This is a genomic window from Nocardiopsis sp. TSRI0078 (genome assembly GCF_001905145.1).
GTDB lineage: Bacteria > Actinomycetota > Actinomycetes > Streptosporangiales > Streptosporangiaceae > Nocardiopsis.
Genome location: NZ_LWLB01000008.1, coordinates 1 through 16183, shown reverse-complemented (window position 1 = coordinate 16183; position 16183 = coordinate 1). Strand labels below are relative to the sequence as shown.

At 71.6% G+C, this 16183-nt stretch carries 16 protein-coding genes; 7 read left to right on the top strand and 9 right to left on the bottom strand.

Annotated features, from left to right (window positions below; all coding sequences use genetic code 11):
- Positions 1-469: 469 nt before the first annotated feature.
- From A6A08_RS08565 to A6A08_RS08550, 4 genes are all read right to left on the bottom strand, one after another.
- The gene (locus A6A08_RS08565) at positions 470-1423 is read right to left on the bottom strand and encodes a GNAT family N-acetyltransferase (RefSeq protein ID WP_073702012.1); all 954 of its coding nucleotides are present in this window, start codon (positions 1421-1423) and stop codon (positions 470-472) included.
- Between the two features lie 185 nt (positions 1424-1608).
- Positions 1609-4062 (bottom strand): excinuclease ABC subunit UvrA, encoded by a 2454-nt coding sequence (locus A6A08_RS08560; RefSeq protein WP_073702011.1) that lies wholly within the window; start codon positions 4060-4062, stop codon positions 1609-1611.
- Positions 4063-4331: 269 nt separating this feature from the next.
- The gene (locus A6A08_RS08555) at positions 4332-4745 is read right to left on the bottom strand and encodes a VOC family protein (RefSeq protein WP_073702132.1); all 414 of its coding nucleotides are present in this window, start codon (positions 4743-4745) and stop codon (positions 4332-4334) included.
- Positions 4746-4759: 14 nt separating this feature from the next.
- Positions 4760-5200, bottom strand: a complete 441-nt coding sequence (locus tag A6A08_RS08550; RefSeq protein WP_073702010.1) for a helix-turn-helix transcriptional regulator — start codon at positions 5198-5200, stop codon at positions 4760-4762.
- A gap of 264 nt (positions 5201-5464) precedes the next feature.
- On the opposite strand from A6A08_RS08550, the gene A6A08_RS08545 reads away from it, so the two are divergent.
- The 4 genes from A6A08_RS08545 (at position 5465) to A6A08_RS08530 (ending at position 9190) form a co-directional block, all read left to right on the top strand.
- Entirely contained in the window at positions 5465-6091 is a 627-nt protein-coding gene (locus A6A08_RS08545) for a DUF4352 domain-containing protein (protein WP_083609000.1), read from the top strand.
- Between the two features lie 224 nt (positions 6092-6315).
- Entirely contained in the window at positions 6316-6690 is a 375-nt protein-coding gene (locus A6A08_RS08540) for a signal peptidase I (protein ID WP_073702009.1), read from the top strand.
- A 152-nt stretch (positions 6691-6842) separates the two neighbouring features.
- Positions 6843-8399 (top strand): ISL3 family transposase, encoded by a 1557-nt coding sequence (locus A6A08_RS08535; protein ID WP_338013121.1) that lies wholly within the window; start codon positions 6843-6845, stop codon positions 8397-8399.
- Positions 8400-8566: 167 nt separating this feature from the next.
- Entirely contained in the window at positions 8567-9190 is a 624-nt protein-coding gene (locus A6A08_RS08530) for a YHS domain protein (RefSeq protein ID WP_073702007.1), read from the top strand.
- Positions 9191-9208: 18 nt separating this feature from the next.
- On the opposite strand, the gene A6A08_RS08525 is transcribed toward A6A08_RS08530, so the two are convergent.
- Complete coding sequence (locus tag A6A08_RS08525) at positions 9209-9616, bottom strand: hypothetical protein (protein ID WP_073702006.1); 408 nt, start codon at positions 9614-9616, stop codon at positions 9209-9211.
- Between the two features lie 232 nt (positions 9617-9848).
- Here A6A08_RS08525 and A6A08_RS08520 point away from each other — a divergent pair, with 232 nt between their 5' ends.
- On the top strand, positions 9849-10922 hold the full coding sequence (locus A6A08_RS08520) for a hypothetical protein (protein ID WP_073702005.1): 1074 nt from the start codon (positions 9849-9851) through the stop codon (positions 10920-10922).
- A gap of 50 nt (positions 10923-10972) precedes the next feature.
- Complete coding sequence (locus tag A6A08_RS08515) at positions 10973-11434, top strand: GNAT family N-acetyltransferase (RefSeq protein WP_073702004.1); 462 nt, start codon at positions 10973-10975, stop codon at positions 11432-11434.
- A gap of 81 nt (positions 11435-11515) precedes the next feature.
- On the opposite strand, the gene A6A08_RS08510 is transcribed toward A6A08_RS08515, so the two are convergent.
- The 4 genes from A6A08_RS08510 to A6A08_RS08495 all read right to left on the bottom strand — a co-directional run bounded on the left by A6A08_RS08510 (position 11516) and on the right by A6A08_RS08495 (position 15020).
- Positions 11516-12148 carry an MBL fold metallo-hydrolase gene (locus tag A6A08_RS08510; protein WP_073702003.1) on the bottom strand — a complete coding sequence of 211 codons (633 nt, stop codon included), beginning with the start codon at positions 12146-12148 and terminating at the stop codon, positions 11516-11518.
- Positions 12145-13230 carry an S-(hydroxymethyl)mycothiol dehydrogenase gene (locus A6A08_RS08505; RefSeq protein WP_073702130.1) on the bottom strand — a complete coding sequence of 362 codons (1086 nt, stop codon included), beginning with the start codon at positions 13228-13230 and terminating at the stop codon, positions 12145-12147. The genes A6A08_RS08510 and A6A08_RS08505 overlap by 4 nt, the downstream gene beginning before the upstream one ends.
- Before the next feature lie 102 nt (positions 13231-13332).
- A complete protein-coding gene (locus tag A6A08_RS08500) occupies positions 13333-14223 on the bottom strand; it encodes a LysR family transcriptional regulator (RefSeq protein ID WP_073702002.1) in 891 nt (296 codons plus the stop codon).
- 35 nt (positions 14224-14258) lie between these two features.
- Positions 14259-15020, bottom strand: a complete 762-nt coding sequence (locus A6A08_RS08495; RefSeq protein ID WP_073702001.1) for an SDR family oxidoreductase — start codon at positions 15018-15020, stop codon at positions 14259-14261.
- Between the two features lie 102 nt (positions 15021-15122).
- Here A6A08_RS08495 and A6A08_RS08490 point away from each other — a divergent pair.
- A partial coding sequence (locus tag A6A08_RS08490; RefSeq protein ID WP_143181718.1) for a BTAD domain-containing putative transcriptional regulator occupies positions 15123-16183 on the top strand: 1061 nt, incomplete at its 3' end.

Here is a 16183-nt window from a genome sequence, read left to right as displayed (position 1 = left end):
AACGCAGGGAGAAGTACAGACAAGCGGTGCGCGGGGGCGCCGTGAACCGCCTTCGGGCGGGGCGCCGGCAGAAGTCCCGTGAGGGAATCTCTTTCGCCAACACGAGGCTAGGAGCATGCCATCCCGGCTTTACCCAACGAGCCGCGTGATCCGAATTACGGTGCTGGAAGCCCGTGCTGACGGAGGGTTTCGCGCCTTTGTGACGACGCCCATGCGCACGGGGCCGCCGTCCGCCCTCCGGGTGCTGCTAGGGCGTGTTCGGCGGACGCACGCCCTGCCGCGCTGCCCGCCCGTCGCCCTCCACCATCCCCGACGGAAGCGCTGTGCGCGCGGCACCCTCCCAGCGGCGGCATCCACCGGACACGCCCTTGTGCCGTGGCAGGCGGTATCCGGCGCGACCGCCACGCCTACGTCAGGTCGTCGCCCGGGCGAACACGGCTTGACCAGCGCTTGCCCGAACGGCCGGTCCTCAGCTCGCGGATCCGGCTTTGATGAGCGGGGTGTCCCGCGTGCACTCGCTGAACCCGACGCTGTAGTAGAGACCGCGCGCCTCGGGATGCCCCGGCGCACCCAGGCAGGCGACCGTCATGTGAGTGGCCCCGGCCGCCCGCGCCAGACGCATCCCGTGCAGGAGCATCGCCCTTCCCAGCCCCAGGCGCCGGTAGTCCGGATGCGTCCCGACCGGCTCGAACTCAGCGGTCCTGTTCGCTTCGTCGAGCCACATGATCGTCGAGGAGGCCATCGTTCCGTCCGGCGCCTCCACCAGGACGTGCAGGTCGCCGCGGTACGCGGCCGTCCGCCGGACGCCCTGGTAGCTCTCGGCCGTGTACGCCGAGGGAGCCCAGGCGTCCACATGGGCCTGGACCGCGGCCTTCGGCCCGGCCTCGTCGGCGGTGCGGAACCGGAACCCGTCCGGCAGTTCCGGCCGCTCCACGTCGGTGAGGTCCCGCTCGTTGAGCTGGGTCCAGGACCCGGTGTCACCGAGCGAGGCCGGGTCGGTCCCATAGCCGTGCGCCGCCCACCGCTTCAGGGCGAATCCGTCGGCGGCACTCGGCATCACCGTACGCTCGAGGCCCGCCGCCGTATCGTCGTACCAGTCGATCACCTCGTCGACCAGCCCGGCGTGGTCGGGGTGGACCTGATACGCCAGGTAGGCGCCGGTGACGTCCTTCACCGACCCGTCGCTCAGCCTCACCCGGCGCGGAAGACGGGCCCAACCCCATGCCACCGGTTCCCCGCCGGAGAACCACAGCCGACGCGACCAGCCTGCTCCGTCGCGGGCGTGTCCTCTGCCCCAGTTCCAGGCCAGCTCGCCGAACGTCGCGTCGCTGTTCAGCAGGTCCGGGCGGGTGGCGGTGACACGCTGCGCCAGCCCCTGCATCAGCTGCACGTCCGCGGCGGTCACAGTCTCGGAGATCGTCATGGTGCATCACCGTGCCAGGACACCGCTGAGCCGTCGAGCCGTTTTCCGGGGCCGCCGGTCGCGGTGGCCGACGCACGCGGCGCGCGAAGCGCACCGCCGTGGCGGCGGGGCCGGAGGAGGCCGGGCGCGTCCCGGCGCCCGGCCCAAAGGGACGAACCTGCGCGGCCCCTGCCCGCGGGCCCCGGTCAGGTACCGACGTAGGCCGCGAGGTGCTCGCCGGTGAGGGTGGAGCGGTCGGCGACGAGGTCGGCGGGTGTGCCCTCGAAGACGATCCGGCCGCCGTCGTGGCCGGCGCCGGGGCCGAGGTCGATGATCCAGTCGGCGTGCGCCATGACCGCCTGGTGGTGCTCGATGACGATGACCGACTTGCCGGAGTCGACGAGCCGGTCGAGCAGACCGAGCAGCTGCTCGACGTCGGCGAGGTGGAGGCCGGTGGTCGGCTCGTCGAGGACGTAGACGCCGCCCTTCCCGGCCATGTGCGTGGCCAGCTTGAGCCTTTGCCTCTCGCCGCCGGACAGGGTGGTCAGCGGCTGGCCGATCTTGAGGTAGCCGAGCCCGACGTCCTCCAGCCGCTGCAGGATCCTGGCGGCCGCGGGCACCTTCGCCCCGTCGCCGCCGAAGAACGCGTGCGCCTCGGTGACGGACATCGCGAGAACCTCGCTGATGTCCCTGCCGTCGCCTGGACCGCCGAGGCGGTACTCCAGCACCTCGGCCTGGAACCTCTTGCCGTCGCACTCCTCGCACGGCAGGGCCACACCGGCCATCATCGCCAGGTCGGTGTAGGTCACCCCGGCGCCGTTGCAGGCCGGGCAGGCGCCCTCGGAGTTGGCGCTGAACAGCGCCGGCTTCACGCCGTTGGCCTTCGCGAACGCCTTGCGGACCGGGTCGAGCAGCCCGGTGTAGGTCGCCGGGTTGCTCCGTCGCGAGCCGCGGATCGCGCCCTGGTCGACCGACACCACGCCCGCGTCGGAGGGGATCGATCCGTGGATCAGCGAACTCTTGCCGGAGCCCGCCACGCCGGTGACCACGCAGAGCACCCCGAGCGGGACGTCGACGTCGACGTCGCGCAGGTTGTGGGACGCGGCGCCGCGGATCTCCAGCTTTCCGGCGGGGGTGCGCACCCCCGGCTTGAGCCTTGCCCGGTCGTCGAGGTGGCGCCCGGTGAGGGTGCCGCTGGTCCGCAGTCCCTCGACGGTGCCCTCGTAACAGACGGTGCCGCCCGCCGTGCCCGCTCCCGGGCCGAGGTCGACGACGTGGTCGGCGATCGCGATCGTCTCCGGCTTGTGCTCGACGACGAGCACCGTGTTCCCCTTGTTCCGCAGCCGCAGCAGCAGGTTGTTCATCCGCTGGATGTCATGGGGGTGCAGGCCCGCGGTGGGCTCGTCGAAGACGTAGGTGACGTCGGTGAGCGAGGAGCCGAGGTGGCGGATCATCTTGACGCGCTGCGCCTCGCCGCCCGACAGCGTGCCCGACGGGCGGTCGAGCGAGAGGTAGCCCAGGCCGATCTCCACGAACGAGTCGAGGGTCTCTCCCAGCGTCGTGAGCAGCGGCGCCACTGCCTCCCGCGCGTGGCCGACGCCACCGTGCGCGCGGGGGGTACCCCCCGGCTCATTGAGGCCGCGGACCCACTCGGCCAGATCGCTGATCTGCATGGCGCAGGCGTCGGCGATGTTGACGCCGTCGATCCTCGACGACCGGGCCGCCTCGTTGAGCCGGGCGCCGTCGCACTCGGGGCAGGTGGTGAAGGTGACCGCCCGGTCCACGAAAGCCCGGATGTGCGGCTGCATCGCGTCGGGGTCCTTGGAGAGGAACGACTTCCGCACCTTGGGGATCAGCCCCTCGTAGGTGAGGTTGACGCCCTCGACCTTCACCTTGACCGGCTCCTTGTGGAGGAAGTCGTGGAGCTCCTTCTCGGTGTACTCGCGGATCGGCTTGTTCGGATCGACGAAACCCGACTCGGCGTAGACCCGCACCGTCCAGAAGCTGTCCGACTTCCAGCCGGGGATGGTGAACGCGCCCTCGGCGATCGACTTGGTGTCGTCGTAGAGCTGGGTGAGGTCGATGTCGGAGACCGTGCCCCGGCCCTCGCAGCGCGTGCACATGCCGCCGGTGCGGGTGAAGGTCTGCTTCACGGCCTTGGTCCTGCCCGCGCCGCGTTCGACCGTGATCGCGCCGCTCGCCCGCACCGAGGCGACGTTGAACGAGAACGCCTGGGGGGAGCCGATGTGCGGCTGTCCGAGCCGGCTGAAGAGGATGCGCAGCATCGCGTTGGCGTCGGTGGCGGTGCCGACCGTGGAGCGGGGGTCACCGCCCATCCGCTCCTGGTCGACGATGATCGCGGTCGTCAGCCCCGAGAGGACGTCGACGTCGGGACGCGCCAGGTTCGGCATGAAGCCCTGGACGAAGGCGCTGTAGGTCTCGTTGATCATCCGCTGCGACTCCGCGGCGATCGTGCTGAACACCAGCGAGCTCTTGCCCGAACCGGAGACGCCGGTGAACACCGTCAGCCGGCGTTTGGGGATCTCGATGCTGACGTCGTCGAGGTTGTTCACACGCGCGCCCTGCACGCGGATCAGGTCGTGGCTGTCGGCGACGTGCGTCGCGGGCGACCGCGTGTCCGTCCTCGTGGCCATGCTCATCGTGTCTCCATCTGTTACGCGGGGCCGCCTTCGCGGTCTCCCTCGGCGTCGCCCGGCCCGGTCCGACGGGCGCCGGACGGGGCGTCCGTCGCCCGTCCACCCCGCACCGTGTCCGGGTACGGTGCGGGGGACGCGGAACCAGCGGTGCCGCGCGGGAGCGGGGCGGCGCCCATCGGTCGTGAGGTGTCTCGGGGTGTTGCCACCGGTGTCGTGCGCGGCCGCCTCCACGGGTGTGGCCCGGGCGGGTCGCGGCGCGGTCACCGGACGGATCAGCGCAGTTCCTGGATGCGGATCAGGTTGCCCGCGGGGTCGCGGAAGGCGCAGTCGCGGACGCCGTACGGCTGCTCGGTCGGCTCCTGGACGACCTCGGCGTCGCCGGCCTGCACCTTCTCGAAGGTGCCGTCGAGGTCGGTGGTGGCCAGGTTGACGCCGGAGTAGGTGCCCTTGGCCATCATCTCGGTGATGGTGCGGTGCTCGTCCTCGGTGATGCCGCAGCCGGGCGGGGCCGGAGGCTCCAGGACGATGGACGTGCCGGGCTGGCCGACGGGGCCGACCGTGATCCAGCGCATCCCGTCGTAGCCGACGTCGCCGCGGACCTCGAAACCGAGGGTGTCGCGGTAGAAGGCCAGGGAGGCGTCCGGGTCGTTGTGCGGAAGGAAGCTCTGGTGAATGGTGATGTCCATGGCGATCACGCTAGTCACGGCCCGGTGATCGGCGCTTCTCGATTCCTGACCGGTCTGGTCACCTGCTTGGCCACGCACGAGGGCATCCCCGCCGTCGAGCGCTCCGCCCGGCGCCGGTAGACGCTGGGCGGCACGCCGACCAGTTCGGCGAAACGGGTGCTGAAGGTGCCCAGCGACGAGCAGCCGACCGTGAAGCAGACCTCGGTCACGCTCAGGTCGCCCCGGCGCAGCAGCGCCATCGCGCGCTCGATGCGCCGCGTCATCAGGTAGGAGTACGGCGACTCCCCGTAGGCCTGCCGGAACCGGCGGCTGAGGTGCCCGGCCGACATGTTCACACCGCGGGCGAGCGCCTCCACGTCCAGCGGCCGCGCGTACTCCCGGTCGATCCGGTCGCGGACACGGCGCAGCAGCGCGAGGTCGCGCGGATGCGGCGCTGTGGCGGGTCTGTCGGTCACCTGACAATCGTGCCACGCCGCGCCGGAGTCGCCCAGCGCCCCGGGAGCCCTGGCCCGCTCCGTATCCGCCCGCCCCGTCCCGTTCCGCGTTCGGGCCGCCCTTTTCGAATATGGGTTTTCCGTGGAGTTTTACGTTCCCGGTGATGCCCTTCGGAGGTTGTTTGCCGGAATGTGCCCTCCCGGTGTTGTCGCGTGCGTGATCCTGGAGGCAAGGGAGGAGTTCCGTGTTCCTTTCCGGAGCCTCCGTTGGGGGAGTGGTGCGCCATGTACGGACAACCGCCGAACGGTCCGCGGTATCCGCAGCAGCCCCCCTACGGGCGGCAGCCGCCGCGGAGCCGCAACTCCTGGCCCTGGATCCTGCTCGGTTGCGGTGTCGCCGCGCTGCTGTTCCTCGTCCTCGCCGTCGCCTGTGCGGTGGTGGTCCTCTCCGGCGACCCTGACGGGACCGCGCCCGAGGGACAGCCCGGTGGCGGGGCGGAGGAGGGCGGTGACGCCTCGGCGGAGTCCGTGGGCATCGGAGAGCCCGGCACGGTCGGACAGTGGCAGGTCACGGTCAACGGAATCGAGACGGCCGACGTCTACGGCGACGACTTCGTCCGGGAGCGGGCCCAGGGCGAGTTCACGATCGTGAGTATGACGGTGAAGAACACCGGAAACGAGGCCACCTCCTTCGACGGCTCCGCGGTCAGCCTGGTCGACGCGGACGGGAACACCTATTCGTCCAGCACGATGCTGTTCCAGGAGGAGTCCCTGCTGCATGAGCAGGTCAACCCGGGCAACCAGGTGTCGGGTACGGCCGTGTTCGACGCCCCTGAGGGCACCGAGATCACCGAGATCCACGTGGAGGACGTGTGGTCCTTCGAGGAACCGCTCGTGATCCGTGCCGAGTGAGACCGGGGGTTCTCCGGACGTCTCAGGAGGGGAAGCGCCGGGGGCGGGCGGTCGGCCCCTCCTGTCCACCTCGTCACTTCCCCGAGCTGTTGAGCGCAGCAGAAATGGGTTCTGGCACTGATCTTGTGGTGCGGTGACAGTCCGTCACTCAGATGGAGCAGAGGACTCGGATGCGTAGAGGTCGGCCTCCCCGGTGACCGGAGTGGCTGCTAGCGTCCGACCGTGTGAACGACGGTGTGTACGTAGGTAATGCAGGCAAGGACGCGGTGCTGGACCGAGGATGGCTTCTCGGACACTTCAAAGACGCCGACGATCCTCGCTACAGCGAGGCCGTGGAGATCAAGTGGGGCGTCCATCCGCGTGGAGACACCAGGGCGCAGTGGGTCAGGGGTGAACAGCGGACGGCTCTCCTGGTACTCATCAGCGGTCGCTTCCGCGTTGAACTCCCCGACCGCGACATCGTCCTGGAACAGCAGGGCGACTACATCGTGTGGGGACGCGGAACCGACCACTCCTGGGCCGCGGAAGAAGAGTCGGTGGTGCTGACGGTCCGGTGGCCCTCCGTGCCCGGATACGCGGTGACCGCGGTAGAGCAGTGAAGCACGTGCTGAAGACGCGCCTGCAGGAAAGCGATGCGGGGTCCGAGTCCCGATCTTGTCGTTTTCTCATGAAGAGTCACGGAAGTCTGTGATCCTGAGCCGCGTGTGAACTTCAGGGGATCAAGGAACTACTCCCGCATTTGGCCGGTCTTGTGGTGGAGGATGTAGAGCACGCGTCAGCGACGCTCCGGATCACCGCTCGGGCGCGCGCCACTGTCGGGGTCTGCCCAAGGTGTGGCACGGGGTCCGCTCGCGTGCACGGCCGCTACGAACGCACGGTCCGCGACACTGCGGTCGGTGGAGCCGAGGTCGTCATCCGGCTGCGTATCCGCCGATTCCTCTGCCCCGAATTCGCTTGTCCGGCGATGACGTTTGCGGAGCAGGTACCGGGCCTGACCTGTCCGCATGGCCGTTTCAGCCTGCCGCGCAAGGAAGCCATGACCGCGATTGCACGAGCGCTCGCCGGGCGCGCGGGCGCACGGCTGGCGCGGCTGCTGGGGATGCCGGTCAACCGGATGACGCTGCTGCGTTCGCTGCGGGCACTACCCGGCTCTGAGCTGGCCGCAGCACCCTCGGTCCTCGGCGTGGACGACTTCGCCCTCAAACGCGGGAATGTCTACGGGACGGTCCTTGTGGACATGAACACCCATCGGCCCGTCGACCTGCTGCCAGGGCGGACCTCTGCGACGTTCGCGGCGTGGCTGGAGGACCATCCCGGGACGCAGGTGATTTGCCGGGACCGTTCCGGGTCCTATGCCGATGGGGCCCGCATCGGAGCCCCCGACGCCCTCCAGGTCGCTGATCGCTTCCACTTGTGGCACAACCTCACCGAGGTGGTCGACAAGACGGTCCGCGCCCACCGGGCCTGCTTGGACGAAGCTCCGCTGCCCTCCGCTGAGACCGAGGCTGCAGAGCCGCCGGATACCCCGCGCCCAGAGGCACGTGACGCGAACGGCCGTGAACGACGTCTGGTCACCAGAACCATCGAGCGCCACGCGGCCGTACACGCCCTCCTGGCCGAGGGCGCCTCTCTCAACGCCATCTCCCGCCAACTCGGGCTGGTCTTCCGCACCGTGCGCCGGTTCGCCCACGCCGCGACCCCCGATGAACTGCTGATCGGGGCCCTCCACCGCCCCACCAAGCTGGACGACTACAAGCCCTACCTGGCTCGCCGATGGAACGAAGGCTGCCACAACGCCGCCCAGCTCCATGAGGAGATCAAGGCGCAAGGCTGGACCGGATGTGTGAGAAGTGTTCAGCGCTACATGGAAGCCTTTCGCGGCCAGGAGACAGTCACTCCTGCCCCTGCTCCGCCGCCGAAGCCGCGCCATGTCACCGGATGGATCATGTCCCATCCGCAGGGCCTGGATCCCGATGACGCAGTGCGGCTCAAGGCAGTCCTCGACCAGTGCCCCGAACTCGATGCTCTGGCCAGGCACGTCCGCAATTTCGCGCAGATGATGGTTCACCGCGAAGGGCACCGGCTGGATGGGTGGATCACCGCCGCGTCCACGGAACGCCTTCCCGCGCTGGGTTCCTTCGCTCGCAGTCTCAGCCACGACCACGCGGCGGTCCGCGCGGGCCTGAGCCTGCCCCACAGTTCCGGAGCAGTGGAGGGCACCGTGAACAAGATCAAGATGCTCAAGAGGCAGATGTTCGGCCGCGCGAACTTCGACCTCCTGCGCATCCGAGTCCTCTACCCCATCTGAGTGACGGACTGTCACCGCACCACAAGATCAGTGCCAGAACCAGTCGGCTGCGTTTCCACTGGCATCCCCGCTGTGCTCAATACGAGCGGGCCCGCCCGCACCCGACAGCGCCTCGGCAGCCTCCTGACAGGACGGTGCGGCACCGTCCGTGGCGGAGGTGTTTTCCGATGATGTTCATCGAGTTGTTCGTCCCCAGGTGCACCCTCGACCCGGAGCGGCTCCGCCGCCTGGCCGAGCGCCTGGGGACCGTGGCCGAGCTGACCGAGGGCGAGGAGATCTACGAGGGCTGGGAGCAGGTCCTGGGCTCCCTGTTCCAGGTGGTGGTGCACGAGCCGCGGGTGTGGGTGGTCGACCAGCACGCCCTCGGCGCCGACGCCGCGCCCCGGTGCATGGTGCGCTTCCACGTACCGGGCCCGTGGCGCAAGGCCATGAGCGAGGCCCTGGTCACCTACGCCACCAGGGTCGTCGCCGACGTCGAGTCCGACTCCGAGCGGCCCTACCGGGAACCGGTGGTCCAGGTGCAGGTCATGGGGGTCACCGAGGGCAGCATGGGCGTGTTCGGCGGGGCGGTCGACTCCGCAGCGATCGTGGAGCTGATGAGCGACCCCTACCGGGAGGACCTCGCCGAGGGCCGCGCCGTACGGGACCCGCTGTGCGGGGTGATCTCTCCGCTGGAGGACGGCACCGTCACCCTGGAGCGGGAGGGGACGCTGCACGCGTTCTGCTGCGCCGACTGCCGCGACGAGTTCCTGAGGAAGGAGGGGAGGAGGGAGGAGAGGGCCCCGGCGTAGGGAGCCCGACGGAAAGCGCTAGCGGGCGGTCAGGTCGTCGTGCTCCGCGCGGATCGTGGCCAGGGCCTCCTCCGCTGCCAGGCGGCTGGCGCGGTCGTAGGCGGCGCGGTGGGCGCGCAGGTCGCGGAGCAGCCGGTCGACGTCCGGATGGCGCGGGTTGGGGCCGCCGCGCAGTGCGTGCGCGGTTCCCAGGACCCGCGCCGCCCGCTCCGGTTCTTCCCTGCGGAGCAGCAGGTCCGCCGTGCCCACGGCCACCTGGGCGATCATCGGCATGTCCGGCATGGCGTCGGCCAGGGCGCGGTGGCCGACCCGGTGCCCCGCCTCCAGCGCGAGCCGGGCCAGCAGGGCGCGCAGACGGGCCCCGCCGACGTCCGCGGCCCGGCCGTCGGCGACCACTCGCAGGGGGCCCAGGATCGCGACACGCATACCGGCATTCTCCCCGGGACCCGACCCGGATCCACCCCGGACAGGCCCCGCCGGGGCATCCCCCAGGAAACCGCCCCTCCGGGGCACGGACCGGGGCCGCCTCCCCTCCCCGGAAAAGGAAATTGAATTGCCGAACACCCGCGTGTTATCCTGGCGGGGTAGGGGATTTCGGGGGATAAATATTCTTCTCCGGTCGGCTTGTTTCCGGGGTTTTCTCGGTTATTCTGTGGATATGCCGAAACCCCTTTCCTCCGCCGTGCTGTCCGCCTCGGTCATGACCCATCCCCGCAGGAGCCGCCACGCACGCCGGGTCCTGGACTCCCTGGGGATCGCGGACGCCGCCCTGGCCCCGGATCCCGAGCCCGAGGGGCCTCCCAGCTCCCTGCGAGCCTCCCAGGCCGCCTTCTCCGACGCGGCCCGTTTCGACTCCACCCACCACCTGGTCCTCCAGGACGACGTGCGCGTGTGCGCGGACTTTCCCGAATCCGTGCGCGGAATCGTGGAAAGGCACCCCGGAGCCGCGGTCTCCCTTTTCGTGGAATGGGGTTCTCGCACCGCCTACCTGGCGCGGTGGGCGGTTCTCGCCGGATCCGGCGCGGTCCCCGTCATCAACCCCTACATGCCCACGCCCGCCCTGCTCCTGCCGAGGGACCTGGCGGTCGACATGGGGCGTTTCATGAAGGACGCGGGAGGCCGCTCCGACGACCGCGCCGCCCTGCGGTTCCTGCGGGAACGCGGGGTCCCCGCCCTGACCGCGGTGCCCAACCTGGTCGAGCACGAGGACCTGCCCAGCCTCAAGGGCAACGACGGCCACGGGATCCGGCGCTCGGTCTGCTTCGCCGCGGAGGGCGCCCGCTTCGACGGGACGGTCCTGGACGTCCCCCCGCTGCTGCCGTTCCTGCGCTGGAACACCTGCGAGGCCGTGGTCATCGACACCGCCCACGACGTGCCCGGGGCCCACCGGCCCACCCTGGAGGTGCTGGGGGAATGGGGCGCGGGGCCGGGGGAGCTGCGCCGGGCGTGCGCCGACCGCCTGGGCACCGGATCCGGTCCGCTGTTCGCGCTCTGGCTCACCGCCGTGGCCCTGGGCGCCGTCCAGGAGCGGCACTGGCCGGGTACCGTGGCCCGACTGCGCGAACGCTCGGACCAGCCCCTGGTCCGGCGCGCGCTGGCCAGCCTCGCGCCGGGGGCGCTGCGCGTCTTCCTCGACCCCGACCGGCTCGCGGAGCGCTCCGCACACCTGGTTCCCGCGCTGATCACCGCCATGGAGCACGGCAGCGGCCTCACCGCGTCCCGGCCCGCCTGAGCGGGCGAAAAGCCGTGGCCCTCGACGGAGCCCGAACGTAGGGTGCCCCCATGGAACCCTCCTCCCTCCGCCTGGCGGAGATCACCCCCGACAACGTCGTCACCGCCTGCGAGGTGAAGGTCCGCGAGGACCAGAACCGGTTCGTCGCCCCGGTGGAGCGCTCCCTGGCCGAGGCCTACGCCGCCCGTGAGACCGCGTGGCCCCGGCTGGTCATGGACGGCGACGAGGCCGTCGGATTCGTCATGGCCAACTTCCAGCCCGACGAGCGGGAGCCGGACTTCCGGTGCGGTATCTGGAGGCTCAACATCGCCGAGGGAAGGCAGGGCCGCGGCTACGGCCGGTTCGCCGTCCAGGCCGTGTGCGAGGAGGCCCGGCGCCGGGGCAACGACCGCGTCACCGTGATGTGGGTGCCGGGCGAGGGCGGTCCGGAGGACTTCTACCTCAAGCTCGGTTTCCGTTCCACCGGACGGGTGCTGGAGGGCGAGGCGGTCGGCGAGCTGCTCCTGCGCTGACGCGCCCCGGACGGCGCGGCCGCCGGGACACGTGGTGCGCCTCGGCGGCCGTGCCGTCCGGACCGGTCAGGGGAGCAGGCCTCAGTGACCCCGGTCGATCCACTCCTGCAGGTGGGGGGCCTCGGCACCGATCGTGGTGGACGGGCCGTGACCGGTGTTGACCACCGTCTCCTCCGGCAGGCTGAGCAGCCGGTCGCGGATGGACTCCACGATCGTCGGGAAGTCCGAGTAGGACCGCCCCGTCGCACCGGGGCCGCCCTGGAACAGGGTGTCCCCGCTGAACAGCACGCCCAGTTCGGGGCCGTACAGGCACACCGCGCCCGGGGCGTGCCCCGGGGTGTGCAGTACGGTCAGCTCGGTCCCGGCGATCTTGATGGTCTGCCCCTGGGACAGCTCGGCGTCGGGCGCCCTGTCGGGGTGGGTCATGTCCCACAGCACCCGGTCGGCCGGGTGCAGCAGGACGGGCGCGCCGGTGGCGTCGGCGAGCGCCGGGGCGGCGTTGACGTGGTCGCTGTGCCCGTGCGTGCACACCACCGCCACCAGTTCGCGGTCGCCCACCACGCCGAGGATCGCGTTCGCGTCGTGCGCCGCGTCGATCACCAGGGCCTGGTCGCGGTCGCCCACGACCCAGACGTTGTTGTCGACCTCCCACTCGCCGCCGTCCAGGGCGAAGGTTCCCGAGGTGGTCAGGTGCTCCACTCGTTCGAGGCTCACAACATCACCACCGATCGCAGGACGTCGCCGCGCTCCATGCGGGCGAACGCCTCCTCGACGTCGTTCAATCCGATCTCCTCCGTGACGAAGCCGTCCAGGTCCAGACGGCCCTGCAGGTACAGGTCGACGAGCATGGGGAAGTCGCGCGAGGGCAGGCAGTCGCCGTACCAGGAGGACTTCAGCGCGCCGCCGCGTCCGAAGACGTCCAGCAGCGGCAGCTCCAGGCGCATCTGCGGAGTGGGCACGCCGACCAGGACGACCGTGCCCGCCAGGTCGCGGGCGTAGAAGGCCTGCTCGTAGGTCTTGGGCGTGCCCACGGCGTCGATGACCACGTCGGCGCCGAAACCGCCGGTCAGGTCGCGGATGGTCTCGACCGGGTCGGTGTAGGAGGCGTTGACGGTGTGGGTGGCGCCGAAGCCGCTCGCCCATGCGAGCTTGCGGTCCTCCAGGTCCACGGCGATGATCCGGCCGGCCCCGGCCAGGCGCGCGCCGGCGACCGCGGCGCTGCCCACGCCGCCGCAGCCGATGACGGCGACCGAGTCGCCGAGCCCCACGCCCCCGGTGTTGATGGCGGCGCCGATACCGGCCATGACCCCGCAGCCGAGCAGGCCGGCCGCGGCGGGGGAGGCCTGCGGGTCGACCTTCGTGCACTGCCCGGCGGCGACGAGGGTCTTCTCGGCGAACGCGCCGATGCCCAGGGCGGGGGAGAGCTCGGTGCCGTCCTCCAGCGTCATCCTCTGCTCGGCGTTGTGCGTGTCGAAGCAGTACTGGTGCCGTCCCCGGCGGCAGGCGCGGCAGTCCCCGCACACCGCGCGCCAGTTGAGGACCACGTGGTCACCGGGCTTGACGGTGCTCACGCCCTCGCCCACGGAGTCCACCACACCGGCGGCCTCGTGCCCGAGCAGGAACGGGAACTCGTCGTTGATGCCGCCCTCGCGGTAGTGCAGGTCGGTGTGGCACACCCCGCACGCCTGGATCCTGACCACGGCCTCGCCCGGCCCCGGGTCGGGGATCACGATCGTGGTCAGTTCGACGGGCGCTCCCTTGGCACGGGAGATCACCCCTTGTACCCGCTCGGACATCCTTGCTCCCCACATGTGGCTGGAGGCGGCGCCGGTGCGCGCCGCTTCCGTCACCATGCCCCGCAGGGCTCGCACATGTCCAACAGGTGATGCCTGTGGGATTCATGAGTCGGAGTCATCAATCGGGTGCTCCCCGCGCAGCAGGTCGAGGAAGGCCCGGGTGGCGGTGGAGGGCTTCGCGCCCTTGGGCGTGGCCAGGCCGACCCTCCACCGTGTGCCGCTCGGCAGCGGCACGCTCCACAGCCCCGCCGCCTGCGGCTTGTCCACGACCGGGCGCGGTACCACCGCCACCCCCATCCGGCGATGCACCAGGTCCAGCAGGGTGTAGACGTCGTTGACCTGCAGCGCCACACGGCGGGTGATGCCGAACTCGCCGAACGCCCTGTCCGCGCAGTCGCGCGCGCCCCACCCCGGGTGCAGGTCCACGTAGTCCTCCCGGGCCAGCAGGGGCAGCAGGTCCTCGCCGTCGAGCGCGTGGTCGGGGGCGGCCAGCAGCATCAGCGGCTCCTCGGTGATGTGCCGCAGGTCCACCCCCTCCTCCGCGAGCAGCGTCCCCGCCACCAGGGCGGCGTCCAGGCGCCCGGCCCGCAGCTGGTCCAACAGCTGTCCGGTGCCCGCCTGCTGGAGATTGACGGCCACCTCGGGGTGCCGGGAGCGGTAGCCGTGCAGCAGCGGGGCCGCCTCCACCACCCCCATGCACTGCTCGGTGCCCAGGGAGAGGGTGCCGCGCACCCCGTGGTGGTCGGCGACCATCTCCCTGAGCCCGTCGGCGGCGGCGAGGATGCGCTGGGCCTCGGTGAGCAGCAGCCGCCCGGTCGGGGTGGGGATCACCCGCCGGGTGGTGCGCAGCAGCAGCTGCGTGCCCAGGTCCCTCTCCAGCGCGCGGACCGACGCCGACAGGCCCGACTGCGTGATGCCGAGGAGTTCGGCGGCCCGGGTGAAGTGCTGTTCCTCGCACACGGCGGCGAAGTGTCTCAGTTGTCGAAGCTCCACCGAGTCAGACTAGCCACCCGGCCCGGACACGGTTCTCAGAGGCCGGGTCCGAGCCCCGCGCCCAGGCCGCCGTCCACGGGGAGCTCCGCGCCCGAGGTGAAGGTGGCCTCGAATCCGAGGAAGAGCACGGCGCGGGCGACCTCGGCGACGGTGCCGTGACGGCCCATCGGCGTGGCCTCGTCCCCCACCCGCATGAACTCCGCGCGATCGGCGTCGGTCAGGTCGCGGACCCCCATCGTGGGGGTGTCGGTGAAGCCCGGTGCGACCGTGTTCACCCGGATGCCGCGGGGCAGCAGCTCCGAGGCGAGCACCCGGCTGAAGCCGAGTACCGCCGCCTTCGCGCCCGTGTACACGACCATCCCCGGCGAACTGGTCACGTTGGTGACCGACGTGGTGAACACGACCGCCCCTCCGTCGGCCACCAGCGGCGCCAGCCGCTGCACCGTGAAGAAGGCCCCCTTGGTGTTGACCGCGAACATCCGGTCATAGGCCTCCTCCGTGACCTGGTCGAACGGAGCGAACTCGGCGGTGCCCACGTTGACGTGCAGCAGGTCGATCCCGCCCAGTACGGAGCGCACCTCCCCGGCCAGCGCGTCGGTGGCGGCCGGGTCGGCCACGTCGGCGCGCACCACGTGCGCCCTCGGCCCCAACCGGCCGCGCGCCTCCTCCAGGCCCTTCTCCCCACGTCCGGTCAGCAGTACCTCGGCCCCTCCGGCGAGCAGCGCCTCGACCACGCCCATGCCCATGCCGTACGTGCCGCCGATCACCACGGCCCGCTTACCGCTGTAGTCGCCCATCGTGTCCACCTCGTCGTTCGGAGGGCGGCCCTGCGCCGCCCCGCTGGGACCACGGTGGCTCCCGCCGCCACGGGTGTCCCACGGGATCGCTACGGTTGCCGCATGCGTTTCGGGGTGCTGGGTCCGCTGACGGTGCGGACCGACGAGGGCGAGTCCGTTCGGGTCCGCGACACCAAGGTGCGCGCCCTGCTGGTCTCCCTGCTGCTGGCCGGAGGACGGCTGGTACCCGCCGACCGCCTCGTGGGCGACCTGTGGGGCGACCACCCGCCCGCGCGTCCCGCCGCCGTCCTGCAGGCCCGGGTCTCCCAGCTGCGCGCGGACCTGGACCGCGCCGAACCCGGGGCCCGCTCCCTGGTACGCCACCGTGCCCCCGGCTACCTGCTGGCGGCCGACGACGTCGACGCGGTGCGGTTCGAGGACCTCCTGCGCCGGGCCGCGCGGGCCACGGACCCACGCGAACGCGCCGACCTGCTCACCCGTGCCCTGGACCTGTGGCGCGGCCCCGTGCTGGCCGAGTTCGCCGACACCGAACCGGCCCTGTCCGCCGCGGCACGCTGGGAGGAGCTGCGGGTGACCGCCCTGGAGGACCTGGCCGAGGCACGCCTGGAGCTGGGCGAGCACGCCGCACTGGCCGCGGAGTTGGCCGACGCGGCGGCCCGCCACCCCTATCGCGAACGCCTGCACGCCGCCCGCGTCCTGGCCCTCTACGGCGCCGGCCGCCAGCAGGAGGCCCTGGCCGCCTACGAACGGGTGCGCCTCCGCCTGGCCGACGAGATGGGCATCGACCCGGGGCCCGCTCTGGCGGCCGCGCACCGTGCGGTCCTGGCCCAGGACCCGGCCCTGGGCCCCCTGCCGCCCTCCGTGCCCCCGGCCGGCACCACGGCCGCCGGGGACCCGGGCCCGGTACCGGACGCGGCCGCCCAAGGGGACACCGGCGCTCAGGGCGGGCTCCCGCCCCTGCCCTCACCGGGCGGGGAGCTGCTCGGCCGGGACGAACACCTCCACGCGCTGCGCTCCCTGGTGGGCGTGCGGCGGCTGGTCACCCTCACCGGCCCCGGCGGGGTCGGCAAGACCCGCCTGGCCCTGGCGGCGGCCCGCGCCCTGGCCCCCGACAGGGCCCTGCTCGTGGAACTGGCCGCGCTCGCCCCCGGCGGCGACCCCGT

Excerpts from the sequence above, each read along its gene's own strand:
- A6A08_RS08565 (WP_073702012.1), bottom strand. The coding sequence starts at position 1,423 with ATGACGATCTCCGAGACTGTGACCGCCGCGGACGTGCAGCTGATGCAG.
- A6A08_RS08560 (WP_073702011.1), bottom strand. The coding sequence starts at position 4,062 with ATGAGCATGGCCACGAGGACGGACACGCGGTCGCCCGCGACGCACGTC.
- A6A08_RS08555 (WP_073702132.1), bottom strand. The coding sequence starts at position 4,745 with ATGGACATCACCATTCACCAGAGCTTCCTTCCGCACAACGACCCGGAC.
- A6A08_RS08545 (WP_083609000.1), top strand. The coding sequence starts at position 5,465 with ATGTACGGACAACCGCCGAACGGTCCGCGGTATCCGCAGCAGCCCCCC.
- A6A08_RS08530 (WP_073702007.1), top strand. The coding sequence starts at position 8,567 with ATGATGTTCATCGAGTTGTTCGTCCCCAGGTGCACCCTCGACCCGGAG.
- A6A08_RS08525 (WP_073702006.1), bottom strand. The coding sequence starts at position 9,616 with ATGCGTGTCGCGATCCTGGGCCCCCTGCGAGTGGTCGCCGACGGCCGG.
- A6A08_RS08520 (WP_073702005.1), top strand. The coding sequence starts at position 9,849 with ATGCCGAAACCCCTTTCCTCCGCCGTGCTGTCCGCCTCGGTCATGACC.
- A6A08_RS08515 (WP_073702004.1), top strand. The coding sequence starts at position 10,973 with ATGGAACCCTCCTCCCTCCGCCTGGCGGAGATCACCCCCGACAACGTC.
- A6A08_RS08505 (WP_073702130.1), bottom strand. The coding sequence starts at position 13,230 with ATGTCCGAGCGGGTACAAGGGGTGATCTCCCGTGCCAAGGGAGCGCCC.
- A6A08_RS08495 (WP_073702001.1), bottom strand. The coding sequence starts at position 15,020 with ATGGGCGACTACAGCGGTAAGCGGGCCGTGGTGATCGGCGGCACGTAC.